We start from the raw sequence: 21,928 nt of genomic DNA, 5'->3' as shown, positions 1-21,928 counted from the left end.
GGGGGCGCTCAAACGGCAGGCGGCGATCTGCCGCACCGCGTGTTTCGCCCCTGCGGCACGACGTTCGGCGACCGCGGAAGCCTGAGTGAAAAGCCTTGTCTTACAGGGCTTTGCGTCGCGAGGGCGGAGTTGTGCGCCATGCCGAAAACGCGGCCATGGTGTCGCAGCGACCAAGCGCCGCTTTTTACGGATCGCTAGGCATGCGGGCCCAAGGCTTCCTCCCATGGCGCGAAGCAAACTCATTTTCCGAGGACCCGACGCGCGGCCGATGCGACTGATCCTGGGGATCGTCGGCGCGGCCGCGGCACTGGTGGCCGTCTCGATCATTGGCGCGGCGGCCTTGATGCTGCTGGCCGCCCGCGAGGTCGATCGTACCGACACCACGGACGACATCGCGCTGGTCAGCCGCATCGTATCGCGCACTCAGGTCCGTACCGAGCGCGAGCTGGCCTCGGCCGCGATCTGGGACGACGCCTACAAGGCCACGGGCTGGACGCTGAACCCCCGCTGGATCGACATCAATCTGGCCGGCTACTACAGCGGCCAGTTCAAGCACGACCTGACCTTCATCATGCGCGCCGGCCAAGTGGTCTATGCCTCGCGCGAGGGCGTCCGCGTCCCGGCCAGAGCCCTGGGCGAGTTTCCCGGCCGGGTGACCCGCACCGCCGCCGACGTCGCCGCCGAGAGCCGCTCGAACGAGGCCGACGGCCACCTGGGCCTGGCCGCCGAGGCCTCGCGCGTCGGCTTCCTGAAGGTGGACGGCGTCGCCTATGTGGTCGCCTTCGCCGCCGTGACCCCTGAATCCCGCACGGTCGCGGATAGCTATACGGGTCCCACCGCTGTGCTGGTCTCGGCCCGCCGCGTGACCCCGCCGCTGGTGAAGGAGCTGTCCGACGACCTGGGCCTTCAGGGCATGGCGTTCTCGGATGCGCTGGAGGGCCGCAAGCCTCACGTCGTGTTGCGCGACCTGAACGGCCGTATGGTCGGGGAGCTGGCCTGGGATCCTGAGAACCCCGGCCTGTCGCTGCTGAAAAGGGTGGCGCCGTGGGTGATCGTCGCCTTCCTGTTGCTGGGGTCGCTGGCCGCCGTCCTGCTGCTGCGGGTGAAGGAGGCGCTGAACGAACTGCGCGCCGGCCGCCTGGCCCTGATCGCCGCCAAGGAAGAGGCCGAGACCGCCAACGCCGCCAAGACCCGCTTCCTGGCCAATATGAGCCACGAGGTCCGCACGCCGCTGAACGGGGTGCTGGGCATGGCCCAGGTGATGGCCGCCGACATCCTGACCGACCGCCAGGCCCGTCGCCTGCGCATCCTCGAGGAGTCGGGCCGTTCGCTGCTGACCCTGCTGAACGACATCCTCGACATCGCCCGGCTGGAGGGCGGCGCCGTCAAGCTGCGGGCCGAGATCTTCGACCTGGCCGGCCTGGTCGAGGCCAGCTGCGCGGCCTTCTCGGGCGCCGCCGCGGCCAAGGACCTGGAACTGGTCGTGGATATCGCGCCGGACCTGCGTGGCCGCTGGACGGGCGACCCGACCCGCCTGCGCCAGGTGCTGGGCAACCTGGCCGCCAACGCCGTGAAGTTCACCAACGAGGGCCGGGTCACGGTCCGCGTGCGCCATGTCGGCAAGGACGGCCTGCGCTTTGACGTCGAGGACACCGGCGTCGGCATCGCCGCCGAGCACCTGCCGCACCTGTTCAAGACCTTCTCCCAGGTCGACAACACCCTGACCCGCGCCCACGACGGGGCGGGCCTGGGCCTGTCGATCTGCCGCGAGCTGGTCGAGCTGATGGGCGGCGCGATCGGCGTGATCAGCGCCCCGTGCCAGGGCTCGTGCTTCTACTTCACCGTCCCGCTCACCCAGGCGGCGGCCGACAAGCCGCAGCTGCGGGTAGTGGGGTAGGGTCGTCTTCCCCCTCCGGGGGAGGAGCGCCGTAGGCGCGGAGGGGGCGAGTCCGTGAGCCATCCCCGTCTTGCCCCCACCTGACCGCGCGCCGGCGCGCGGTCGTCCGCCCCCGCAGGGGGCAGACGGGGACACTCCACCTGCACACTTCGCGCGCACCTCTATCGTCCCGGCGCCGATAATTCAGAGCCCCGGCCACGACCTGCGGCCCCAGGCCTCGCAAGGGCTCGCGCCTTCGCCGACCGCCGTTACCCCTTAACACCGCACCGCCAAGGGCCGGCGGTTGGTTCGGGGTTTCAGTGATGGATTTCGGTGTCAGGGCGCCCAGTCGGCGTCAGCTTCTTTCCGCCATCGCCAGGGTCGGCGGCACGGCCGCGCTGTATCAGGCGATGACCACCCTGGGCCATGCGGCCGAGACCCAGTTCCACGGTCCGCCGAACCTGCAGGGCGCGCGTCCCGGCGCCAGCGTCATCGTGCTGGGCGCGGGCCTGGCCGGCATGCTGGCCGCCTATGAGCTGACCCGGGCCGGCTACAAGGTGAAGATCCTGGAGTTCCAGAACCGTCCCGGTGGCCGCAACTGGTCGCTGCGGGGCGGCGACACCTATACCGAGCTGGGCGGCGCGACCCAGAAGGTCGGCTACGCGCCGGGCAACTACTTCAACCCCGGTCCCTGGCGGATCCCGCACCATCACCGGACGCTGCTGCACTACTGCAAGGCCTTCGGCGTCGCGCTGGAGCCCTTCATCCAGTACAACCACAACACCTGGATGCACTCGTCGGAAGCCTTCGGCGGCAAGCCCGTGCGCTTCAACACCGCCGCCGCCGACTTCGAGGGCAATATCGCCGAGCTGCTGGCCAAGTCGGTCAACGCCAAGGCCTTGGACGACACCGTCACCCTCGAAGACCGCGAGCGCCTGCTGGAAGCCCTGAAGGGCTGGGGCATGCTGGACAAGGACTATAAGTACTCGGCCAGCCTGCGCGCCTCGGCCCACCGCGGCTATGACCGTCCGCCCGGCGGCGGGGTCAATGGCGCGCCGATCGCGTCGAAGGACTTAAGCAGCCTGCACGACGTGCTGGACCCGCAGGTCTGGAGCTCGATCGGCTTCTTCATGGGCCACGAGATGCAGACCACCATGTTCCAGCCGGTGGGCGGCATGGACATGATCGGCAAGGGCTTCGCCAAGCAGGTGGAAGGCCTGATCACCTACAACGCCAAGGTCTCCAAGGTCGCCCAGGACGACAAGGGCGTGGCGGTGACCTGGACCGACACCACCACCGGCAAGACCACCGACGCCAAGGCCGATTGGTGCGTCTGTACGATCCCGCTCAGCATCCTGGGCCAGATGGACCTTCAGGTCACCGACGAGATGATGGCCGCCATCAAGGCCGTGCCCTATTCCGGCCAGGTCAAGATCGGCCTGGAGATGAAGCGCCGCTTCTGGGAAGAGGACGAGTCGATCTACGGCGGCCACAGCTTCACCGACCAGGAGATCGCCCTGATCTCCTATCCGAACAACAACATGTTCAAGGACGGTCCGGCCGTGCTGCTGGGCGCCTTCGCCCGCGAGATGGGGGCCTATCGCCTGGCCGGCATGACGCCCGAGCAGCGGATCGAGGTGGCCCTGCAACAGGGCTCGGTTCTGCACCCGGCCAGCTACCGCAAGGAGTTCGCCAACGGCGCCTCGGTGGCCTGGAGCCGCGTGCCGTGGGCCATGGGCTGCTGCGCGCGCTGGAACGAGGACACCCGCAAGGAGCACTACCAGACCCTGGTCGGCATGGACCGCCGCATCGTCCTGGCCGGCGAGCACGCCTCTTACGTGGGCTGCTGGATGGAGGGCGCCCTGCTGTCGTCCATCGACGCCATCACCCGTCTGCACAAGCGCGCGCTGGAGGCCTGAGGACATGAGGAAGATCGTACTTCTGGCGGCCTTGATCGCCTTTCCGGCCATGGCTCAGACGTCGGGCGGCGGCGACACCGGAGGCGGGGTGGTCCGCGTGCAGAAGCCGGTGACCGGCGAGCAGGTCTATGGCGCGGTCTGCCAGGCTTGCCACATGGCGGACGCGAAAGGCGGCAAGGGCGCGGGCGAAATCCCGGCCCTGGCCAACAATCCGAAACTGGCCGGCGCGGCCTATCCGATCATGGTCGTGGCGGGCGGCAAGGGCGGCATGCCGGGGTTTAGCGGCACGCTGAGCAATGCCCAGATGGCCGAGGCGGTGACCTATATCCGGACGCACTTTGGCAATGCCTACGCCAAGCCGGTGACCGAGGCGGACGTGGCGAAGATCGCGCGGCCGCCGGCGCCTGGGGGGCACTGAGGGGGTGAGCTGCCCGTCTTCCCCCTCCGGGGGAGGAGCGCCGAAGGCGCGGAGGGGGCAAGTCAGTGAGCAATCCCCTCACTCGCCCCCACCTGACCGCGCGCCAGCGCGCGGTCGTCCGCCCCCGGAGGGGGCAGACGGCTAGGCCTCGCCGGCTTCGACGAGTGGCGCGATGCCTTCCAGCAGCCACCGCGTCCCTTCTTCCCGCCCCTTGGCGTCATAATACCCGTCTAGGAAGGTCCCGACCTCGGTGATCACCAGGCGGGTCTTGTCGCCTTCCGCCCGGAACTCCAGCGTCGCGATGGAGGCCGAAGCCAGCGGTTCGCCGTGGTGCATCCAGTAGGTGTAGACGATCCGCTCATCCTGGAGGATCTCCAGGTAGCGGATGTAGCAGCGGTGGGGCGGTTCGCCGGGCGGGCCGCCGATGCTGTGCTCGTCGCCGCCGACCCGGAAGTCCAGCTTGACGTCGCCCGGACCCCATTCATCGGGACCCTTGAACCACTTGGCCTTCTTCTCCGGATCGGAGAAGGCGCTGAACACCCGGGCGGGCGAGGCGGCATAGGTCCGCTCGACGACGAAGGTGGCGTGGACGGCGTTGCGTTCAGTCATTTGTCGTCTCCTTCGGCCGCCAGGAAGTCACCCAGGCGGTCGAGGCGCTGCGCCCACTGGGTGCGCCTCTGGTTGATCCATTGCTCGGCGAGACTGAGCGCCTGAGGCTGGATCTGGCAGGTGCGCACCCGGCCGACCTTCTCCGACGTCACGATCCCGCCCGCCTCCAGCATGGCCAGGTGCTGCATGACCGCCGGTAGCGACATGTCCAGCGGCCGGGCCAGTTCGCTCACCGAGGCAGGGCCCCGAGAGAGCCGCTCGACCATGCCCCGCCGCGCGGGATCCGCGAGGGCCTGGAACATCAGATCGAGCGAGGGCTGTTGGTTAGGCATGAGCTTAAGTATCTGTGGTCGATGGAATGGTCAAGTGATGACTTAAGTATCGAGGCGAAGAAAATGCCCGCCGTCCGAAGGCGGCGGGCTCGATCTTGCGTTAGCCGACCTTGCCGTCGACCCGGCGGGTGACGCCCAGCGGGTTGTCGGTTTTCAGCTCGGCCGGCAGCAGGGCTTCCGGCAGGTTCTGGTAGCTGACCGGGCGCAGGAAGCGGGCGATGGCCAGGCTGCCGACCGAGGTCGTGCGGCCGTCGCTGGTCGAGGGGAACGGGCCGCCGTGGACCATGGCGTGGGCCACCTCGACGCCGGTGCCGAAACCGTTGACCAGGATGCGGCCGGCCTTCAGCTCCAGGGCGGGCAGCAGGTCGCCGGCCAGGCCGTGGTCGGCCTCGTCCATGTGGATGGCGATGGTCAGCTGGCCCTCGATGGCGGCGATGACCTTCTCCAGCTCTGCCTGATCGGCGGCGCGCACCACGATCGACGCGGCGCCGAACACCTCCTCGTGCAGGTGCGGGTTGGCCAGGAAGTCGGCGCCCGAGACGCTGAACAGCGCCGCCTGGCCGGTGTGGCCGACGCCGGTCTGGCCGCGCGCGACGGTGGTGACTTCCGGCGCGTCGTTCAGGGCCGCGACCCCGTGCGCGAAGGCCTGGCAGATGCCGGGGGTCAGCATGACGGCGGCGGGCGCGGCCTCGACCGCCTTGCCGGCGGCGTCGATGAAGGCGGTCAGTTCCGGCCCGTCGATGGCCAGGATCAGACCGAGATTGGTGCAGAACTGGCCCGCGCCCAGCGTGAGCGCGCCGACGAAGCCTTCTGCAATCGCCGGACCGCGCGCGGCCAGGGCGGCCGGCAGCAGGATCACCGGATTGATGCTGCTCATCTCGGCATAGAACGGGATCGGCTCGGGGCGGCCCTGGGCGATGGCCAGCAGGGCCAGACCGCCACGGCGCGAACCGGTGAAGCCGGCGGCCTTGATCCGCGCGTCGGCGACCAGGGCCTGGCTGACCTCATAGCCGCTGTCGTGGATCATCGCGAACACGCCCGGGTGCAGGCCGACCGAGGCCACGGCGGCCTGGATGGCGCGGCCGATCAGCTCCGACGTGCCCGGGTGCGCCGGGTGGGCCTTGACGATGACCGGGCAGCCGGCCGCCAGGGCCGAGGCGGTGTCGCCGCCGGCCACCGAGAAGGCCAGAGGGAAGTTGCTCGCGCCGAACACGGCCACGGGGCCGAGCGGGACGTTGCGCAGGCGCAGATCCGGACGCGGCAGCGGCTTGCGGTCCGGCATCGCCGGGTCGATACGCGCCTCGAGGAAACCACCATCGCGCAGCACGCTGGCGAACAGGCGCAGCTGGCCGGTAGTGCGGCCGCGCTCACCTTCCAGGCGGGCGCGCGGCAGGCCAGTCTCGGCCATGACCCGGACGATCAGGTCGTCGCCGATCGCCTCGATGTGCTCGGCGATGGCTTCCAGGAAGGTCGCGCGGGTCTCGTAGGGCAGGGCGCGATAGCTGGCGAAGGCCTCGTGAGCCAGGGCCGCGGCGGCCTCGACATCGGCCTTGGTCGCGCCGCCGAACGCCGGCTCCAGGGTCTCGCCGCTGGCGGGATTGACGCCCTTGATCTCGCCGTTGGTCCCGAAGCGGCGTTTGCCGCCGATCAGAAGCTCGCCCGTCAAAGTCATGATCGTCGTCCCGTTGTGTTCCGTGGAGGGGCCTAGATGGGACCGCGACCATGACAAGTCCATGCGCGCCCCGGATTTGTCCGGGTTTTCCTTGGGGAAAAGCGGCTGGAGCCTGAGGCACGGGCATTCGGGCCGGTGAATGCTCGGCGTTCGCGAGGCCGAACCGCGCGAAATCAACGGCTTGTCACTTTTATGCGGGCCCCAATCATCCGCGCCCGCTGGCGCCGTACCTTTGTGTCATGGCCGGAAGAAGCGAAAAGATCGATGCCCTGCTCGCTGAGCTGGAAGACATGGTGGCCGCCGAGTTCGTGGAGGCCGCAGTCGCCAAGCACAAGGAAGTCGAGGGCAAATCCGCCGACGATCGCCTGGCGGTGGCGACTGCGGTCGCCAAGGCTGGTCGCTACGTCAAACTGTTTCGAGGTCGTGGGGGTCAAGCGCTGAAGGCGATCAACGCCCTGCGCCCCGCCAAGGCCTCGGACGTCGAGGAGACCGCGATGAATGACGACGCTTCCAAATGGACTCCCGAGCGCGTCGAAGCCCTTCATGCCCAGGTGCGTGAGCGACTGGACAAGCTTGCTGGATCCCGAGAGCTTAAAAACCTGGTTGAGCGAAAGCTCCAACAATCTGGTCGAGCGCTGCCTGGCGACCCTGCGGGTGAGAGAGGACCATCAAAACCCGCCTGATGACCCCTGGACGACCTGGTTGTTCCTGGGCGGCCGTGGCGCGGGCAAGACCTTCGCCGGCGCGGCCTGGATGATCGAGCAGGCCGAGCGGGTCGAGCGGCTGGCCCTGGTAGGGCCGACCTTCCACGACGTGCGCGAGGTGATGATCGACGGCCCCTCCGGTCTTCGCGCCCTCTCACCGCCGGATGCGCGCCCCCGCTGGGAAGCCTCGCGCCGGCGGCTGGTCTGGCCCAACGGCGCGTGCGCCTACGCCTTCTCGGCGGAGGACCCTGACAGCTTGCGCGGCCCGCAGTTCCACGCCGCCTGGGCCGACGAGTTCTGCGCCTGGCCCAAGCCCGCCGAGACCCTGGCCATGCTGCGCTTCGGCCTGCGGCTGGGGGAGGATCCCAGGCTGGTGGTGACCTCGACGCCCAGGCCGATCAGGGCGCTGAAGGCCCTGATGGCCGAACCCGGCGTCGCTCTGACTCGCGCCGGGACGGCCGCCAACGCCGAGAACCTGGCGCCGGCCTTCCTGCGCACGCTGGAGAGCCTGTACGGCGGCACCCGCCTCGCCGCCCAGGAGCTGGACGGCATCATTGTCGAAACCGACGGCGGGCTGTTCAGGGCCGAGGACCTGGCGCGGTGTAGGGCGGCGCGGCCGGCGAGGTTCGACCGCGTGGTCGTAGCCGTGGATCCGCCCGCGACGGCGACCGGCGACGCCTGCGGGATCGTGGCGGTCGGCCGCCGCGACGACCGGGCTTTCGTCCTCGCAGACGAGACCGCGCGGGGCTTGTCGCCCGCCGGCTGGGCGGGGAGAGCGGTGGCTGCTGCACGGTTCTGGAAGGCCGACGCGCTCGTCGCCGAAGCCAACCAGGGCGGCGACATGGTGCGCTCGGTGCTGGCCCAAGCCGACCCGCCGTGCCGGATCAAGCTGGTGAAGGCCAGCATCGGCAAACGCGCAAGAGCTGAGCCTGTCGCCGCGCTGTACGAACAAGGCCGCGTCCTCCACTGCGGCGCGTTCCCGGCGCTGGAGGAAGAGCTGATGGCCCTCGGCTCCGGCGACCTTGAGCACAGCCCCGACCGCGCGGACGCGCTGGTCTGGGCGGTGAGTGAGTTGATGCTGGGACCGGGGCGAGCGCCGCGGTTGCGGGCGGTTTAACCGCCGGGAGGCCCCCACCTGACCGCGCTGTCGCGCGGTCGTCCGCCCCCGGAGGGGGCAGACGGAGTGGCCCCGTCTTCCCCCTCCGGGGGAGGAGGATGCGCAGCATCCGGAGGGGGCAAGTCAGTGATGTAAGCTCTGATAGCCCAAAGCGTATCGTCCACCGATCGCATCACCTCGTGCGCTGGAAGTCGCAGCGTTCGAACGCCTTGGCTCGACAGCCACTGGTCGCGCACGGCGTCTCGCCGGGGGCGCGATCCGATGCAGTGATTGTAACCGTCCACCTCGACCGCCAGCCGTAGGGCCGCACAGTAGAAGTCGAGCACGTATGGGCCGATCGGGTGCTGGCGGCGGAACTTGAGTCCGTCCAGTCCGCCGCGCCTGAGCGCGTGCCAGAGGTTCATCTCCGGTTTGGACATGTCCTTCCGAAGGCGTCGCGCATTGGCGACGGTCGTCTTGGGCGCTGACATTGCGAACTCCCTGACTTGCCCCCTCCGGGCCTTGCGGCCCTCCTCCCCCGGAGGGGGAAGACGGTGATGGCTGCAGCTCCAGATTGTTCTATCTTTGTTCTCAGCAATGGGAGGCGTCAATGCCCCTCTTCAAACCCCGCGCGCCCGAGCGCAAAGACTCCCGCGCCGCGCGTCTGATCGCTCTCACCACCGGCGGCCGTCCGCAGTGGACGCCGCGCGATTACGGCGCCCTGGCGGCGGAAGGCTTCGCCAAGAACCCCGTCGCCTATCGCTGCACGCGGCTGATCGCCGAGGCCGCCGCCGCGACGCCGCTGGCCGTGTTCGTCGATGGCCGTCGCGCGGATGATCACCCGCTGAAGAAGCTCCTCGATCGCCCTAACCCCGAACAAGGCGGACCCGACCTGATGGAGGCCTTCTTCGGCAGCCTGCAGGTCGCCGGCAACGCCTATCTCGAGGCCGCCGGCGACGCCCAACCGACCGAGCTCTACGCCCTGCGCCCTGACCGCATGACCCTGGTCCCCGGGCCGCGCGGCTGGCCGTTGGCCTATGACTACCAGGCCGCCGGGCGCACGGTGCGGATCGCCCGCGACGCCGACGGCTGGCTGCCGGTGCTGCATCTCAAGCTCTTCAATCCCACAAGCGATCACTACGGCTTCTCGCCCTTGGAAGCCGCGGCGTTCGCGATCGACGTGCACAACGCCTCCAGCGCCTGGAACAAGGCGCTGCTGGACAACTCCGCCCGGCCGTCCGGGGCGCTGGTCTACAGCAGCAAGGACGCCGGCGACCGCCTGACCGACGAGCAGTTCGAGCGGCTGAAGACCGAGCTGGCGACCGCCCAGTCCGGCGCCGCCAACGCCGGCCGGCCGCTGTTGCTGGAAGGCGGGCTGGACTGGCGGGCGATGTCGCTGACCCCGGCCGAAATGGACTTCACCGAGGGCAAGCACGCCGCCGCCCGCGAGATCGCCCTGGCGTTCGGCGTGCCGCCGCAGCTCTTGGGCATCCCCGGCGACAACACCTACGCCAACTATCGCGAGGCCAACGCCGCCTTCTGGCGGGGGACCGTCGTGCCCCTGGCCGAGCGAGCCGCCCGCGCTCTGACCGGCTGGCTGGCCGCTAAGTTCCCGGGCGCCAAGATCGCGCCCGACCTGGACGCCGTCCCCGCCCTGTCGGCCGAACGCGACGCCCTGTGGAGCCGGCTGCAGGCCGCGTCCTTCCTCACCGACGCCGAACGCCGGCGCCTGGCGGGGCTGGAGCATTGAGCCCGCCTGCCAACCGCTGGCGGCTGGATCGCCAGGTCTCGGCCGCCCTGCTGGTCGCCGTGGCGCTGCAAGCCGCCGCCGCCCTGCTGTGGGCCGGCAAGGCCTCGGCCCGGATCGACGAGATGCAGCGGCGACTGGAAGCCCAGGCCCCCGTCGCCGAACGCCTGGCGCGGCTGGAGGCCCAGGCCGAGGCCAGCCGCCAGAGCCTGATCCGCATCGAAGCCCGTCTGGAGCGCGCCGATGGACGATGAGCTGAAGATCGAGGGCTATGCGTCGCTGTTCTGGACCCGCGACCTCAATGACGACGTCACCGCTGCGGGGGCCTTCGTCGAAAGCCTCGCCGCCGGTGCTCCGGTGATCATGCTGCACCAGCACGACGAGGCCGAGCCCGTGGGCGTCTGGGACGCGGTGGTCGAGGACGCCAAGGGCCTGTTCGTCCGTGGCCGGATCCTGCGTACGACGCCTCGCGGCCGTCTGGTCGCCGCCCTGGTCGAGGCCGGGGCCCTGGACGGCCTCTCCATCGGCTTCCGACAGGTGAAGGCCCGCACCCAGGGCCGCCTGCGCGTGCTGTCCCGCGTCGAGCTCTGGGAGGTGTCGATCGTGACCTTCCCGATGCTGCCTCAAGCGCGGCTGACGGTGGCGTGAAGATCCTCCCCCGCGTTGCGGGGGAGGTGGCCCAGAGGGCCGGAGGGGGCGAGCTCGGCCTAAGTCCAGCTTGCCCCCTCAGTCGCTCCGCGACAGCTTCCCCGCATCGCGGGGGAGCATCTGTTTTCAACGGAGATCCCCATGAAGGAAACCAAACACGCGGCCTCGCCCGAGGCCCGCGCGGCGCTGGCGGACGTCCTGTCGGCGTTCGAGAGCTTCAAGGCCGCCAACGACCAGCGGTTGGCCGCCATCGAGACCAAGCGGGCCGATGTCCTGCTGGAGGAGAAGGTCGGCCGCATCGACGAGGCTGTCGGCCGCGCCCAGGATCGGCTGGACCGCCTGATGGCCGACCTGCGGAGGCCTGATCTCGGCGGTGACGCGCCGCTGGCGCGTGTCGACGAGCGCAAGGCCGCCTTCGACCGCTATGTGAAGACCGGCGAAACGCCCGCCGCCTTGCTCGAAGCTAAGGGGCTGTCGGAAGGCGTCGCCAGCTCCGGCGGCTATGTCGCGCCGCCGGAGCTGGAGCGGCTGATCCTGCGTCGCCTGGCGGCTACCAGCCCGATGCGCGAGATCTGCCAGGTCCGCACCATCGGCGCCGGCACGTTCCGCAAGCCGGTGTCGCCGACGGGCCTGGCCGCCGCCTGGGTGGCCGAGACCGCCGTGCGGCCCGAGACGACCGCGCCGACCCTGGACGTGATCGACTTCCCGGCCGGCGAGCTCTACGCCAGCCCGGCCGCCACCCAGGCCCTGCTGGACGACGCCTATGTCAGCATCGACGAGTGGCTGGCCGAGGAGGTGCAGGACGCCTTCGCCGCCCAGGAGACCTCGGCCTTCGTGACCGGCGACGGGGTCAACAAGCCCAAGGGCCTCTTGGCCTATACCGCCGCGCCCGACGCGACCTACACGTGGGGCCAGCTGGGCTATGTGGCCACCGGCGTGGCGGGCGGCTGGACCGCGACCAACCCGACTGACAAGCTGATCGACCTGATCTACGCGGCCAAGACCCAGTACCGCCAGAACGGCCGCTTCGTGATGAACCGCCGCACGGTCAGCGCGGTGCGCAAGTTCAAGGACGCGCAAGGCAACTACATCTGGAACGCGGCCCTGCAGCCGGGCCAGTCGGCGTCCTTGCTGGGCTTCCCGGTGACCGAGATCGAGGCCATGCCGGACGTGGCCGCCAACGCCATGGCTGTGGCGTTCGGCGACTTCGAAAAGGGCTATCTGATCGTCGACCGCGCCGGCGTGCGGGTGCTGCGCGATCCGTACTCGGCCAAGCCGCACGTGCTGTTCTACACGACCAAGCGTGTCGGCGGCGGCGTGCAGAACTTCGATGCCGTGAAGCTGCTGAAGTTCGCGGCGAGCTAACCTTCCAACGCCGAGCTAGCCCCCTCCGGCCCTCTGGGCCACCTCCCCCGCATCGCGGGGGAGGAGCTTTCAGCGCGGCCCAGATGCTCCCCCGCGATGCGGGGGAGCTGTCGCGGAGCGACTGAGGGGGCAAGCGCCGCCTCTGCAAGGACATCAAAGATGCCCCAATCCCTCACCCTGGCCGAGGCCCGGGCGTTTCTGCGCGTGCCGGACGCCTCTGAGGACGCCGTCCTCACGCTGCTGATCGACGCCGCCGAAGCCCGTGTCGCCACGGCCGCCGGCGTCGCTCTCACCCCCGCCAGCCCGGCGCCGCTGCGCCTCTCCGTCCTGATCCTGGTCGCCCACGCCTATGAGCATCGCGACGAGCCCGCGCTGGCCCTCGTCGAGCCGTGGCTGGCCCCTTACCGAAAGGCGCGGCTGTGAGCGACAAGCCCCTGATCGACGCCCTGGTCGCGACCCTGAAGGCCGCGCCCGCCGTCACCGCGATCGCCGGCCAGCGGATCCATGCCGCCGCGCCGCGCATGCCGACCTATCCCTGCGTCGTCGTCACCCGGTCGGAAGGCCGCCCCGTCGAAGGCGACACCGTCGAGCACCTGCTGACCCTGACCTGCGCTAGCCGCTTCGGCGGGCCGGAGGAGGCCAGGGCCCTGGTCGCCGCCGTCCGTGCGGCGCTGCACGACGCCAAGCCGGCCCTGACCGGCCGGCGCCTGGTCACCCTGCGCACGCCCTATGCCGACGTCTTCGCCGGCGCCGATCGCGAGACCACGCTGGGCATCGTCCGCGTGCGGGCGGTCACCGAACCCCTCTAATCCACGGAGCTTCCCATGGCCGCCCAAGCCGGCAAGGACCTGCTGCTGAAGATCAGCGACGGGGCCGCGACCCCGACCTTCCACACCGTCGCGGGCCTGCGCGCCCGGACCATCAGCCTGAACGCCAAGACCATCGACGCCACTGACAGCGACAGCACCGGCCGTTGGCGCGAGCTGCTGGCTGGGGCGGGGGTGAAATCGGTGGCCGTGTCGGGCGCGGGCGTGTTCCGTGACGCCGCCTCCGACGCCCAGGTGCGGACCAGCTTCTTCGACCAGTCGGCGCGCGTCTGGCGGCTGGTGATCCCCGACTTCGGCCAGCTGGAGGGCGCGTTCCTGGTCGCGGCCCTGGAGTATGCCGGCGAGCACGACGGCGAGGCGGCGTTCGCGCTGAGCCTGGCCTCGGCCGGCGCCGTCACCTTCACGGCGCTCTGATGCCGACCGCCAATCCCGCCCGCGGCGAGGTCGTGGTCAGCCTGGCCGGCGCACCGCGGCGCCTGTGCCTGACCCTGGGCGCCCTGGCGCGGATCGAAAGCGCGCTGGGCCTCTCGGATTGGGCGCAGCTGCCCGACCGGATCGCCACCCTGAGCGCCGGCGATCTCTCCGCCGTGCTGGCTGCCCTGCTGGACGGCGGGGGCGAGGATACGGCGATCGCCGCCCGCGCCACGGTCGTCGAGGCCGCGAGCGCCCTGGCCGCCGCCCTGGTCGCCAGCGCATGAGCTGGGCCGCGCCGCTGCGGCTGGCCCTCCGCCTGGGCATTGCGCCCGAGGCGTTCTGGCGGCTGTCGCTGGTCGAGTGGCGGCTGCTGACCGAGACTCCGCCGCAGCCGGTCCTGACCCGCTCGGGCCTGACCGCCCTAATCGCCCGCTATCCCGATGAGGAGGCCTGTTCATGAGCCTGGAAACCGACGGCCTGACCGCCGTTCCCGCCCGCGCCGCCGAGGCCGCTGCGTCGCTTGAGGCCCTGAAGGCGCCGGCCGAACGGGCCGCCCGTTCGATCGACGAGGCCTTCACCCGGGCCGGGACGTCGTTGGCGCGGTCCCTGGCGCGCGCCGCGTCTGACGGTGAAGTGTCGCTGGCCGAGCTGGCGCGCGCGGTGCTGGGCGCGGCCGGCGCAGGACTTGGCGCGGCGCTGTCGAAGAGCTTTTCCGGCGCCCCTTTTTCAGGAAGCAGGGCCGATGGCGGCCCAGTGCTGCCCGGCGGCGCCTATCTGGTCGGCGAGCGCGGGCCGGAGGTCTTTCGCCCGTCCGCCGGCGGAAGCATCGAGCCGGTCGGAACGGCCGGCGGGGTGTCGGTGACCGTCAATGTCCAGGGCGGCGACGTCGCGGGCCTGATCCGCTCCGACGCCCAGCTGGCCCAGGCCCTGGCGCGCGCCGTGAGCCTGGGGGCGAGACGCCTTTAGAGGACCACGGCGGCGGTGTTGATCGGCGGCGCGCCGTACTTGTTGTCGCCCGGCTGGCCGGTGCTGCAGCCCACCCACAAGGTGAAGGCCAGCCAGACGGCGAAGGCGATGAACATCGACATCAAGAGGCCGCCCAGGCTGGCCAGCATGGCCATGCTGGGCTCGCCGCCGTTGAAGGCGCTGCCCAGGGCCGAGAAGCCGACCGAGGCCACGGCGCCGAACACCAGGATCGGGCCCAGCACCCACGGCAGCACCTGCCACCAGCCGGTCTGACCCATGTCGTGCAGGCGCTTGGTGTGGATGCAGACGCTGGCGTAGATCGTCGCCAGCGAGATGACCCAGCCGATCAGCGGCAGCCAGCCGGCCACCACGTTGACGCCCAAAAGGACCAGCCAGCCGATCCAGAACGCCTGGCGGCCGATGCGGCCCTCGGGCGACAGGAACAGGGTCTTCCAATCCATCGTATTCTCCAATCTCGACCCCATACGTAGGGGCCGACGACCCGCCGATGAAGTGAAAAGCGGGTCATGACGCAGACTTAATCGCGTTCGCGCCGAACGGCTGCGCTTGGCGTCAAATTTTCTGCAAACCTTTTCGTGAACCCGGAGACATCGCCATGAGCGAGTTCCACGAGGCGCGCCTGCCCGCGCGCCTGGCGTTCGGCTGCACGGGCGGGATCGAGCGACGCACCGAGGTGGTGACCCTGGCCTCGGGCTTCGAGCGCCGCACCAGTCCGTGGAGCCAGGGCCGCCGTCGCTGGCTGATCGCCACCGCCGCCCGGCCGCTGGACGAGGTCGCCGAGCTCCTGGCCTTCTTCGAGGCGCGGGGCGGGCGGTTGGCGGGCTTCCGGTTCCGCGACCCGGCCGACTTCAAGTCGTGCGCGCCCTCGGGCGTGACGGCGGCGGGCGACCAGGCGATCGGGACCGGCGACGGGGCGCGCAAAACCTTTCAGCTGACGAAGGCCTACGGGACCGTGTTGCGGACGATCGCCAAACCGGTGGCCGGCACGGTCAAGGTCTCGGTGGCGGGCGCAGCCCTGGCGGCCGGCGCTTTTTCCGTCGACGCCGCGACCGGCGTTGTGACCCTGACCGCCGCCCCGGCCGCCGGCGCGGCGGTCAAGGCGGGCTTCGAGTTCGACACGCCGGCGCGCTTCGACACCGACCGGCTGGACGTGACCCTGGAGGGTTTCGCGGCCGCGCGGGTCACGGCCTGCGCGCTGGTCGAGGTGCGGGTCTGATGCGCGCCCTTCCCGAGGGCCTGGACGTCGCCCGCCTGGCCTGGGCCTGGATCGTCGTGCGTCGCGACGGCGTGCGGCTGGGCTTCACCGATCATGATCGCGATCTCGTCGTCGACGGTGTGACCTGCCGGGCCGGCGGCGGCTGGAGCCCGGGCGCCAGCGACACCGCCGTCGGCTATGCGCCGGGGCAGGCCGCGGCGCTGGGCGTGTTGGACGATGCGGGGATCACCGACAGCGACCTGGCCGCCGGCCTCTATGACGGGGCGCGGGTGGCGGCGCTGCGGGTGGACTGGAGCGCGCCGTATCGCGTGGTGCGCCTGTGGACCGCCGCCATCGCCTCGGTCGCCCGCGAGGGCCAGGCCTTCAAGGCGACCCTGGCTGGGCCGGCGGCGGACCTGGAGCGGGTGGCCGGCCGCACCTTCACCCGGCTGTGCGATGCGCGGCTCGGTGACGAGCGGTGCGGGATTGTCCCGCCGGACGGTGCGACTTGCGACAAGCGTTGGGCGAGCTGTGTCGGGACGTTTGCGAACGGCGTGAATTTCCGGGGTTTCCCGACGGCGCCGGGGGAAGACTTCCTGACGCTGTATCCGGTGGAGGGGGAGCGGAACGACGGGGGAAAGCGGTGAGTCTGCACTTGCCCCCACCTGACCTGCTGCGCAGGTCTGTCCGCCCCCAGCCGGGGGCGGAGAATTACACTGCCCTTCCACCGGGGCTCTCTATCCTCCCCCTCTTGGGGGAGGGGGACCGGCGAACGCCGGTGGAGGGGGCTTGCGCCATCCTCACCGAAACCCGCCGCTGGCTGGGCACGCCCTACCGCCACCAGGCCTCGACCCTGCATGCCGGCTGCGACTGCCTGGGCCTGATCCGCGGCGTCTGGCGGGCCCTGCACGGCGCCGAGCCCGAAACCCCGCCGCCGTATCGCCCGGACTGGGCCGAGACCGGCGGCCAGGAACTGATGCTGGACGCCTTCGCCCGCTGGCTCCAACCCATCCCGCCGAACACCGCCCGCCCCGGCGACGTCCTGGTCTTCCGCATGGCGCCGAGCGCGGTCGCCAAGCACTGCGCGATCCAGTCGGGCCCCGACCGGATGATCCACGCCTATTGGGGCCGGGCCTGCGTCGAGAGCGTCCTGGGACGCTGGTGGCGCGAGCGCCTGGTCGCCGCCTTCCGTTTTCCCTGTTGAGGAGGCCGCCATGGCCCAGATGATCCTGTCCAGCGTCGGCGCGGCGATCGGCGGACCGCTCGGCGCCGTGGCTGGGGCGACCCTCGGGGCCATGGTCGACCAGGCGGCGATCAACGCCCTGAGCCCTGCTCGCCAGATCGGCCCGCGCATCCCCGAACTGCGCCTGACCGGGGCGGCCGAGGGCGCGGCGCTGCCGTGCGTCTTCGGTCGCGCGCGGGTCGGCGGCCAGGTGGTCTGGGCCGCCCGCTTCCGCGAGAAGCGGGTCGAGGGCCGCGTCGGCGGCTCCAAGGGCCAGAAGACCACGGCCTATGCCTACAGCCTGTCGTTCGCGGTCGCCGTGGCCGAGGGCCCGATCGACGGCCTGGGCCGGGTCTGGGCCGACGGCAAGGTGATGGACATGACCGGCGTGACCATGCGCCTGCATCGCGGGACCGAGGACCAGGCGCCCGATCCGCTGATCGCCGCCGTCGAGGGCGAGGCGCCGGCCTATCGCGGCGTGGCCTATGTGGTGTTCGAGGACCTGCCGCTCGATCCGTACGGCAACCGCCCGCCGCAGCTGTCGTTCGAGGTCTTCCGCCGCCCGCGCGTTCCCGGGACCCTGGGGCTGGAGGAGCAGCTGAAGGGCGTCTGCCTGATCCCCGGGGCCGGTGAGTTCGTCTACGCCACCGAGGCGGTGCTGCGGCGCGAGGGCCTGACCCGCACGGCGTCCGAGAGCGTGCACAACGCCGAGGGACGGCCCGACCTGGTCGTCGCCCTGGACCAACTGCAGGCCCAACTGCCGGCGGTGGAGGAGGTGACCCTGGTCGTCTCGTGGTTCGGCACGGACCTGCGCTGCGGTCAGTGCCAGATCCGGCCCGGCGTCGAGCAGGCGGCCAAGGAGACCCTGCCGATCGACTGGAGCGTGGCGGGTGTCGACCGCTCGGGCGCGCACCTGATCTCGCTGAAGGACGGTGCGCCGGCCTATGGCGGCACGCCCGCCGACGCGGTGGTGCTGCAGGCCATCGCCGAGCTGAAGCGCCGCGGGCTGAAGGTGGTGCTGTATCCGTTCATCCTGATGGATCCGCCGGCCGGCCAGGCGGCCTATCCGTGGCGCGGTCGGATCACCTGCGCGGCGGGCGCCGACGGTACGAGCGCCGCCACGACCCAGGTGAACGCCTTCTTCGACGGCGCCTGGGGGCTGCGCCGCATGGTGCTGCACATGGCGTCCTTGGCCGTGCGGGCCGGCGGCGTCGACGGCTTCGTGATTGCCTCGGAGCTGCGCGGCGTCACCACCGTGCGCGGGGCGGGCGGGACCTATCCGGCGGTGGCCAAGCTGAAGAGCCTGGCCGCCGATGCGCGGGCTGTGCTGGGGGCGGGGACGAAGCTGGGTTACGCCGCCGACTGGAGCGAATATTTCGGTCACCAGCCCGCCGACGGGACCGGCCACGCGGTCTTTCACCTCGACCCGCTCTGGGCCGATCCGAACATCGATTTCGTCGGCGTCGACTGGTATCCGCCGGTCACCGACTGGCGCGAGGGCGACACCCATCGCGACGCCCAGGCCGGCTGGTTCGGGCCCAGCGATCCGGCCTATCTGCGCGCCGGCCTGACCGGCGGCGAGGCGTTCGACTGGTACTATGCCAGCGAGGCGGCGCGTGACGCCCAGATCCGCACCCCGATCACCGACGGCGCCCATGGCGAGCCGTGGATCTATCGCGCCAAGGACCTGCTCTCGTGGTGGAGCAAACCGCATCACGACCGGTCCGGCGGCGTGCGCTCGGCGACCCCGACCGCCTGGGTCCCGATGTCCAAGCCGATCCGCCTGACCGAGTTCGGCTGCCCGGCGGTCGACAAGGGGGCCAATTCGCCGAACCTCTTCATCGACCCCAAGAGCTCGGAGAGCTTCCTGCCGCCCTATTCGACGGGCGAGCGCGACGACTTCGGCCAGCGGCGCTATCTGGAGACCGTGCTGGCTTGGCTGGAGGAGCCCGAGGCCAATCCCGTCTCGCCCCTCTATGGCGGGCCGATGATCGCGGCGGCCAGCGCCTGGTGCTGGGATGCGCGGCCGTTCCCGGACTTCCCGGCCCGGTCCGGCGTCTGGGCCGACGGAGGCAACTGGCTGCTGGGGCACTGGCTGACCGGCCGGGCGGGGATCGCGCCGCTGCCCGAGCTGATCCAGGCCCTGGGCGCGCGGGCTGGGGTGGCGATCGATCCCGGCGAGGCGGGCGGCAGTGTCGGCGGCTATGTCGTCGATCGGCCGATGCGGCTGCGCGACGCATTGCTTCCCCTGACCGAGGCCTTCGCCCTGGACCCAGTTGAGCGCGGCGACCACGTGCGGATGGCGGCGCGCAGCGGGCGGACGTCTGGCGTGCTGGCGGCGGATGATCTGGTTCTGCCCGAAGACGGTCCCGGGGAGACGGAGACCCGCACCCTGGAGCCCGCCGCCGAGGCGCTGCGCCTGCGCTTTCTCGACGCCGCCCGCGACTACCAGGTCGGGGCGCTGGTCGTGCGGCGCGAGGCCGGGCAGGGGACCCGTGACGCCGATGCGCCGATCGTGCTGGCAGCCGCCGAGGCCGAAGCGGTCGCCCGCCGGATGCTGGCCGCCGATGAAGCCGCGCGACGCGCCCGGATCCTCCATCTGGCGCCGTCGGCGGCCCTGCGCCTGGAAACCGGCGATCGGCTGACCTTCGACGGCGGCGCCTGGCGGGTGGCGCGGCTGGACCTGGACGAGCAGCCGCGCGCGACCCTGGTCCCGGTGCTGGCGGTGCAAGGCGTGGGCGACGCGATCGACTGGACGCCCAGCCCGCCGCGCGACCCGGCCGCGCCGCCGGTGCTGCACGTGCTGGACCTGCCCTCGGATGGCGCCCTGACCGACGATGCAAGGCCCCTGGTTGCGGCGGCGAGCGAGCCGTGGCGACCGCTGGACATCCATGCCGGCGCCGGTCCTTCGACCCTGACCGTCCGCGCCCGCATCGCCGCGCCGGCCACGGTGGGCGAGACGTTGAATGACCTGCCACCGGCCTCGCCGCACCGGCTGGATCGCACCGGCAGTCTGACCGTCCGCATGGAGGGGCGCAGCCTGGCCTCGGCGCCGCTGGCGGCCGTGCTGGCCGGCGACAACGCCCTGGCTGTCCGCGCCCCGTCCGGCGACTGTGAGGTGATCGCCTTCCAGTCCGCCGAGCTGATCGCGCCGGATGTCTGGCGGCTCACCGGCCTCCTGCGCGGCCAACGCGACGGCGTGGTCAGCGCAGCCGTGATCCCGGCCGGCGCCGCTGTGGTGCTGCTGGACGAGGCGGTGGTCCCGATGGCCGTGGCGGCCTTCGAGCGCGGCGCGCCGCTGGTGGTCCGCGCCGCCCCGGCCGGTGGTCCGCCCTCGGGCACGGCGATGAGCGAGGTGACGGCGACCTGGACCGGCCGGGCCTTGCGGCCCCTGGCCCCGGCCCATCTGCGCAGCCGGATGGTCGCCGGCGACCTGCGCCTGACCTGGATCCGCCGCGCCCGCCTGGGCGGCGACGTCTGGGACGGCGAGGTCCCGCTGGCCGAGGGCGTCGAGCGCTATCGGCTCCGCGTGCTGGACGGCGGCGTGGTCCTGCGCGAGGACGAGGTGTCGAGCCCGGCCTTCGTCTACACGGCGACCATGCGGACCGCCGATGCGCCGTCGTCGGCGGCCTTGATCGAGGTGGCGCAGGCCGACGCGCTATACGGCTGGGGCGTCCCTGCGACAACGGGGTTGTGGTAAATAAGCCACATCGGCCCTTGCGCCTCGCTCTGGACGTTCTAGATGGAGGGCGATACCCAGACCGCCCTTATTCTTCCAGAGGACCTTCCTTGGCGCGCGACCCCTATCAGGAACTTGGCGTTTCCCGCACCGCGACGGCGGACGAGATCCGCAAGGCGTTCCGCAAGCTCGCCAAGCAGCACCACCCGGACACCAATCCGGGGGACAAGAAGGCGGAAGAGAAGTTCAAGCAGGTCAGCGCCGCCTTCGACATCGTCGGCGATGCGGAGAAGCGCAAGAAGTTCGACCTGGGCCAGATCGACGCCGACGGTCGCGAGACCATGCGCGGCTTCGGCGGCCAGCCGGGCAACGGCCCGTTCAACGCCGGCGGCTTTGGTCGCGGCGGCTTCCAGCGTGACGACGGGCCGGAGATCGATCTCTCCGACCTGTTCGGCGGCATGTTCAACCAGGGCGGCGGCGGGCGCGGCCCGTTCGGCGGCGGCGCCGGCGCGGGCTTCTCGGCCAAGGGCGCGGACATCAAGGCGCGCCTGGACATCGACCTGGAAGAGGCGATCAAGGGCGGCAAGAAGCGCGTGGCCTTCTCGGACGGCCGCACGATCGATGTCACCATCCCGGCCAGCGCCCAGGAAGGCCAGACCCTGCGCCTGAAGGGCCAGGGCAGCCCCGGTCGCGGCGGTCCCGGCGACGCCCTGATCGAACTGGCCATCAAGCCTCACCCCATCTATCGGCGCGAGGGCGACGCCCTGATCATGGACCTGCCGATCTCGGTGCCCGACGCGGTGCTAGGCGGCAAGGTCGAGGCGCCGACCCCCGACGGCAACGTCATGCTGGGCGTGCCCAAGGGCAGCAACAGCGGCCAGACCCTGCGCCTGAAGGGACGCGGCTTCCCGGACGCCAAGGGCAAGCGCGGCGACCTGCTGGCGCGCCTGGTGGTGACCCTGCCCGAGACGATCGACGAGGACCTGGAGAAGTTCGCCCAGGCCTGGCGCGACCAGAAGCCCTACACGCCCAAGCGGAAGTAGGGCTTCAGGATGCTCCCCCGCGATGCGGGGGAGCTGTCACGAAGTGACTGAGGGGGCTAATACGGCTTAGGTCCAGCTAGCCCCCTCCGGCCCTCTGGGCCACCTCCCCCGCAACGCGGGGGAGGATCTATGCCCCTTGCCTCCCACGGCTACCCATCTTAGGGATTCCCCATAT

At 71.0% G+C, this 21,928-nt stretch carries 23 protein-coding genes and 1 pseudogene; 19 read left to right on the top strand and 5 right to left on the bottom strand.

Annotated features, from left to right (window positions below):
• Window positions 1-268: 268 nt before the first annotated feature.
• From ABDW31_RS00350 to ABDW31_RS00340, 3 genes are all read left to right on the top strand, one after another.
• Window positions 269-1,897: an ATP-binding protein gene (locus tag ABDW31_RS00350; protein WP_343698219.1), complete on the top strand. Its 1,629-nt coding sequence runs from the start codon at window positions 269-271 to the stop codon at window positions 1,895-1,897.
• A 302-nt stretch (window positions 1,898-2,199) separates the two neighbouring features.
• A complete protein-coding gene (locus ABDW31_RS00345; protein ID WP_184717137.1) occupies window positions 2,200-3,795 on the top strand; it encodes a flavin monoamine oxidase family protein in 1,596 nt (531 codons plus the stop codon).
• A gap of 4 nt (window positions 3,796-3,799) precedes the next feature.
• Window positions 3,800-4,213 (top strand): cytochrome c, encoded by a 414-nt coding sequence (locus ABDW31_RS00340; RefSeq protein WP_184717138.1) that lies wholly within the window; start codon window positions 3,800-3,802, stop codon window positions 4,211-4,213.
• Between the two features lie 141 nt (window positions 4,214-4,354).
• On the opposite strand, the gene ABDW31_RS00335 is transcribed toward ABDW31_RS00340, so the two are convergent.
• From ABDW31_RS00335 to ABDW31_RS00325, 3 genes are all read right to left on the bottom strand, one after another.
• Window positions 4,355-4,822: an SRPBCC family protein gene (locus tag ABDW31_RS00335; protein WP_184717140.1), complete on the bottom strand. Its 468-nt coding sequence runs from the start codon at window positions 4,820-4,822 to the stop codon at window positions 4,355-4,357.
• Window positions 4,819-5,154 (bottom strand): metalloregulator ArsR/SmtB family transcription factor, encoded by a 336-nt coding sequence (locus tag ABDW31_RS00330; RefSeq protein WP_184717142.1) that lies wholly within the window; start codon window positions 5,152-5,154, stop codon window positions 4,819-4,821. Before ABDW31_RS00330 ends, ABDW31_RS00335 begins: the two co-directional genes overlap by 4 nt.
• Before the next feature lie 100 nt (window positions 5,155-5,254).
• The gene (locus tag ABDW31_RS00325) at window positions 5,255-6,829 is read right to left on the bottom strand and encodes an aldehyde dehydrogenase (NADP(+)) (RefSeq protein WP_343698298.1); all 1,575 of its coding nucleotides are present in this window, start codon (window positions 6,827-6,829) and stop codon (window positions 5,255-5,257) included.
• Window positions 6,830-6,961: 132 nt separating this feature from the next.
• On the opposite strand from ABDW31_RS00325, the pseudogene ABDW31_RS00320 reads away from it, so the two are divergent.
• A pseudogene (locus ABDW31_RS00320) lies at window positions 6,962-8,647 on the top strand (terminase family protein).
• Here the strand turns inward: ABDW31_RS00320 and ABDW31_RS00315 are convergent.
• The gene (locus tag ABDW31_RS00315; protein WP_343698297.1) at window positions 8,644-9,051 is read right to left on the bottom strand and encodes an endonuclease domain-containing protein; all 408 of its coding nucleotides are present in this window, start codon (window positions 9,049-9,051) and stop codon (window positions 8,644-8,646) included. The pseudogene ABDW31_RS00320 and the gene ABDW31_RS00315 sit on opposite strands and share 4 nt — an antisense overlap.
• A 185-nt stretch (window positions 9,052-9,236) precedes the next feature.
• Between ABDW31_RS00315 and ABDW31_RS00310 the strand changes: the two genes are divergently transcribed.
• From ABDW31_RS00310 to ABDW31_RS00265, 10 genes are all read left to right on the top strand, one after another.
• Window positions 9,237-10,376, top strand: coding sequence for a phage portal protein (locus tag ABDW31_RS00310; protein WP_184717150.1), 1,140 nt, complete (start codon window positions 9,237-9,239; stop codon window positions 10,374-10,376).
• Window positions 10,373-10,627: a hypothetical protein gene (locus tag ABDW31_RS00305; protein WP_184717152.1), complete on the top strand. Its 255-nt coding sequence runs from the start codon at window positions 10,373-10,375 to the stop codon at window positions 10,625-10,627. The genes ABDW31_RS00310 and ABDW31_RS00305 overlap by 4 nt, the downstream gene beginning before the upstream one ends.
• Entirely contained in the window at window positions 10,617-11,021 is a 405-nt protein-coding gene (locus tag ABDW31_RS00300) for an HK97 family phage prohead protease (protein WP_184717154.1), read from the top strand. The genes ABDW31_RS00305 and ABDW31_RS00300 overlap by 11 nt, the downstream gene beginning before the upstream one ends.
• Window positions 11,022-11,162: 141 nt before the next feature.
• Window positions 11,163-12,386: a phage major capsid protein gene (locus ABDW31_RS00295; RefSeq protein ID WP_184717156.1), complete on the top strand. Its 1,224-nt coding sequence runs from the start codon at window positions 11,163-11,165 to the stop codon at window positions 12,384-12,386.
• A 159-nt stretch (window positions 12,387-12,545) separates the two neighbouring features.
• Window positions 12,546-12,809 carry a head-tail connector protein gene (locus ABDW31_RS00290; protein WP_184717158.1) on the top strand — a complete coding sequence of 88 codons (264 nt, stop codon included), beginning with the start codon at window positions 12,546-12,548 and terminating at the stop codon, window positions 12,807-12,809.
• The gene (locus ABDW31_RS00285; protein ID WP_184717160.1) at window positions 12,806-13,195 is read left to right on the top strand and encodes a DUF3168 domain-containing protein; all 390 of its coding nucleotides are present in this window, start codon (window positions 12,806-12,808) and stop codon (window positions 13,193-13,195) included. The genes ABDW31_RS00290 and ABDW31_RS00285 overlap by 4 nt, the downstream gene beginning before the upstream one ends.
• 15 nt (window positions 13,196-13,210) lie before the next feature.
• Window positions 13,211-13,627, top strand: coding sequence for a phage major tail protein, TP901-1 family (locus ABDW31_RS00280; RefSeq protein ID WP_172272341.1), 417 nt, complete (start codon window positions 13,211-13,213; stop codon window positions 13,625-13,627).
• Entirely contained in the window at window positions 13,627-13,911 is a 285-nt protein-coding gene (locus ABDW31_RS00275; RefSeq protein WP_184717162.1) for a GTA-gp10 family protein, read from the top strand. Before ABDW31_RS00280 ends, ABDW31_RS00275 begins: the two co-directional genes overlap by 1 nt.
• Window positions 13,908-14,087 carry a phage tail assembly chaperone gene (locus tag ABDW31_RS00270; RefSeq protein WP_184717164.1) on the top strand — a complete coding sequence of 60 codons (180 nt, stop codon included), beginning with the start codon at window positions 13,908-13,910 and terminating at the stop codon, window positions 14,085-14,087. Before ABDW31_RS00275 ends, ABDW31_RS00270 begins: the two co-directional genes overlap by 4 nt.
• On the top strand, window positions 14,084-14,593 hold the full coding sequence (locus ABDW31_RS00265; protein ID WP_184717166.1) for a phage tail tape measure protein: 510 nt from the start codon (window positions 14,084-14,086) through the stop codon (window positions 14,591-14,593). The genes ABDW31_RS00270 and ABDW31_RS00265 overlap by 4 nt, the downstream gene beginning before the upstream one ends.
• Here ABDW31_RS00265 and ABDW31_RS00260 read toward each other — a convergent pair.
• Window positions 14,590-15,054: a DUF805 domain-containing protein gene (locus ABDW31_RS00260; protein WP_184717168.1), complete on the bottom strand. Its 465-nt coding sequence runs from the start codon at window positions 15,052-15,054 to the stop codon at window positions 14,590-14,592. The genes ABDW31_RS00265 and ABDW31_RS00260 overlap by 4 nt on opposite strands.
• A 155-nt stretch (window positions 15,055-15,209) precedes the next feature.
• Here ABDW31_RS00260 and ABDW31_RS00255 point away from each other — a divergent pair, with 155 nt between their 5' ends.
• The 5 genes from ABDW31_RS00255 to ABDW31_RS00235 all read left to right on the top strand — a co-directional run bounded on the left by ABDW31_RS00255 (window position 15,210) and on the right by ABDW31_RS00235 (window position 21,753).
• Window positions 15,210-15,830, top strand: coding sequence for a DUF2460 domain-containing protein (locus ABDW31_RS00255; RefSeq protein WP_184717170.1), 621 nt, complete (start codon window positions 15,210-15,212; stop codon window positions 15,828-15,830).
• Entirely contained in the window at window positions 15,830-16,456 is a 627-nt protein-coding gene (locus ABDW31_RS00250) for a DUF2163 domain-containing protein (RefSeq protein WP_184717173.1), read from the top strand. The genes ABDW31_RS00255 and ABDW31_RS00250 overlap by 1 nt, the downstream gene beginning before the upstream one ends.
• Before the next feature lie 92 nt (window positions 16,457-16,548).
• Window positions 16,549-17,013 (top strand): NlpC/P60 family protein, encoded by a 465-nt coding sequence (locus tag ABDW31_RS00245; protein ID WP_343698296.1) that lies wholly within the window; start codon window positions 16,549-16,551, stop codon window positions 17,011-17,013.
• Between the two features lie 10 nt (window positions 17,014-17,023).
• A complete protein-coding gene (locus ABDW31_RS00240; RefSeq protein WP_184717175.1) occupies window positions 17,024-20,731 on the top strand; it encodes a glycoside hydrolase/phage tail family protein in 3,708 nt (1,235 codons plus the stop codon).
• Window positions 20,732-20,820: 89 nt separating this feature from the next.
• The gene (locus ABDW31_RS00235; RefSeq protein WP_184717177.1) at window positions 20,821-21,753 is read left to right on the top strand and encodes a J domain-containing protein; all 933 of its coding nucleotides are present in this window, start codon (window positions 20,821-20,823) and stop codon (window positions 21,751-21,753) included.
• The last annotated feature ends 175 nt before the right edge of the window (window positions 21,754-21,928 follow it).

This window comes from Caulobacter sp. (assembly GCF_039596335.1).
Taxonomy (GTDB): Bacteria; Pseudomonadota; Alphaproteobacteria; order Caulobacterales; family Caulobacteraceae; genus Caulobacter.
This window is presented reverse-complemented; position numbering and strand designations above follow the sequence as displayed.

What these genes read in the sequence shown, in the direction of transcription:
- ABDW31_RS00350 (WP_343698219.1), top strand. Translation starts at nt 269, where the DNA reads ATGCGACTGATCCTGGGGATCGTCGGCGCGGCCGCGGCACTGGTGGCC.
- ABDW31_RS00345 (WP_184717137.1), top strand. Translation starts at nt 2,200, where the DNA reads ATGGATTTCGGTGTCAGGGCGCCCAGTCGGCGTCAGCTTCTTTCCGCC.
- ABDW31_RS00340 (WP_184717138.1), top strand. Translation starts at nt 3,800, where the DNA reads ATGAGGAAGATCGTACTTCTGGCGGCCTTGATCGCCTTTCCGGCCATG.
- ABDW31_RS00335 (WP_184717140.1), bottom strand. Translation starts at nt 4,822, where the DNA reads ATGACTGAACGCAACGCCGTCCACGCCACCTTCGTCGTCGAGCGGACC.
- ABDW31_RS00330 (WP_184717142.1), bottom strand. Translation starts at nt 5,154, where the DNA reads ATGCCTAACCAACAGCCCTCGCTCGATCTGATGTTCCAGGCCCTCGCG.
- ABDW31_RS00315 (WP_343698297.1), bottom strand. Translation starts at nt 9,051, where the DNA reads ATGAACCTCTGGCACGCGCTCAGGCGCGGCGGACTGGACGGACTCAAG.
- ABDW31_RS00310 (WP_184717150.1), top strand. Translation starts at nt 9,237, where the DNA reads ATGCCCCTCTTCAAACCCCGCGCGCCCGAGCGCAAAGACTCCCGCGCC.
- ABDW31_RS00300 (WP_184717154.1), top strand. Translation starts at nt 10,617, where the DNA reads ATGGACGATGAGCTGAAGATCGAGGGCTATGCGTCGCTGTTCTGGACC.
- ABDW31_RS00295 (WP_184717156.1), top strand. Translation starts at nt 11,163, where the DNA reads ATGAAGGAAACCAAACACGCGGCCTCGCCCGAGGCCCGCGCGGCGCTG.
- ABDW31_RS00290 (WP_184717158.1), top strand. Translation starts at nt 12,546, where the DNA reads ATGCCCCAATCCCTCACCCTGGCCGAGGCCCGGGCGTTTCTGCGCGTG.
- ABDW31_RS00280 (WP_172272341.1), top strand. Translation starts at nt 13,211, where the DNA reads ATGGCCGCCCAAGCCGGCAAGGACCTGCTGCTGAAGATCAGCGACGGG.
- ABDW31_RS00275 (WP_184717162.1), top strand. Translation starts at nt 13,627, where the DNA reads ATGCCGACCGCCAATCCCGCCCGCGGCGAGGTCGTGGTCAGCCTGGCC.
- ABDW31_RS00270 (WP_184717164.1), top strand. Translation starts at nt 13,908, where the DNA reads ATGAGCTGGGCCGCGCCGCTGCGGCTGGCCCTCCGCCTGGGCATTGCG.
- ABDW31_RS00265 (WP_184717166.1), top strand. Translation starts at nt 14,084, where the DNA reads ATGAGCCTGGAAACCGACGGCCTGACCGCCGTTCCCGCCCGCGCCGCC.
- ABDW31_RS00260 (WP_184717168.1), bottom strand. Translation starts at nt 15,054, where the DNA reads ATGGATTGGAAGACCCTGTTCCTGTCGCCCGAGGGCCGCATCGGCCGC.
- ABDW31_RS00255 (WP_184717170.1), top strand. Translation starts at nt 15,210, where the DNA reads ATGAGCGAGTTCCACGAGGCGCGCCTGCCCGCGCGCCTGGCGTTCGGC.
- ABDW31_RS00250 (WP_184717173.1), top strand. Translation starts at nt 15,830, where the DNA reads ATGCGCGCCCTTCCCGAGGGCCTGGACGTCGCCCGCCTGGCCTGGGCC.
- ABDW31_RS00240 (WP_184717175.1), top strand. Translation starts at nt 17,024, where the DNA reads ATGGCCCAGATGATCCTGTCCAGCGTCGGCGCGGCGATCGGCGGACCG.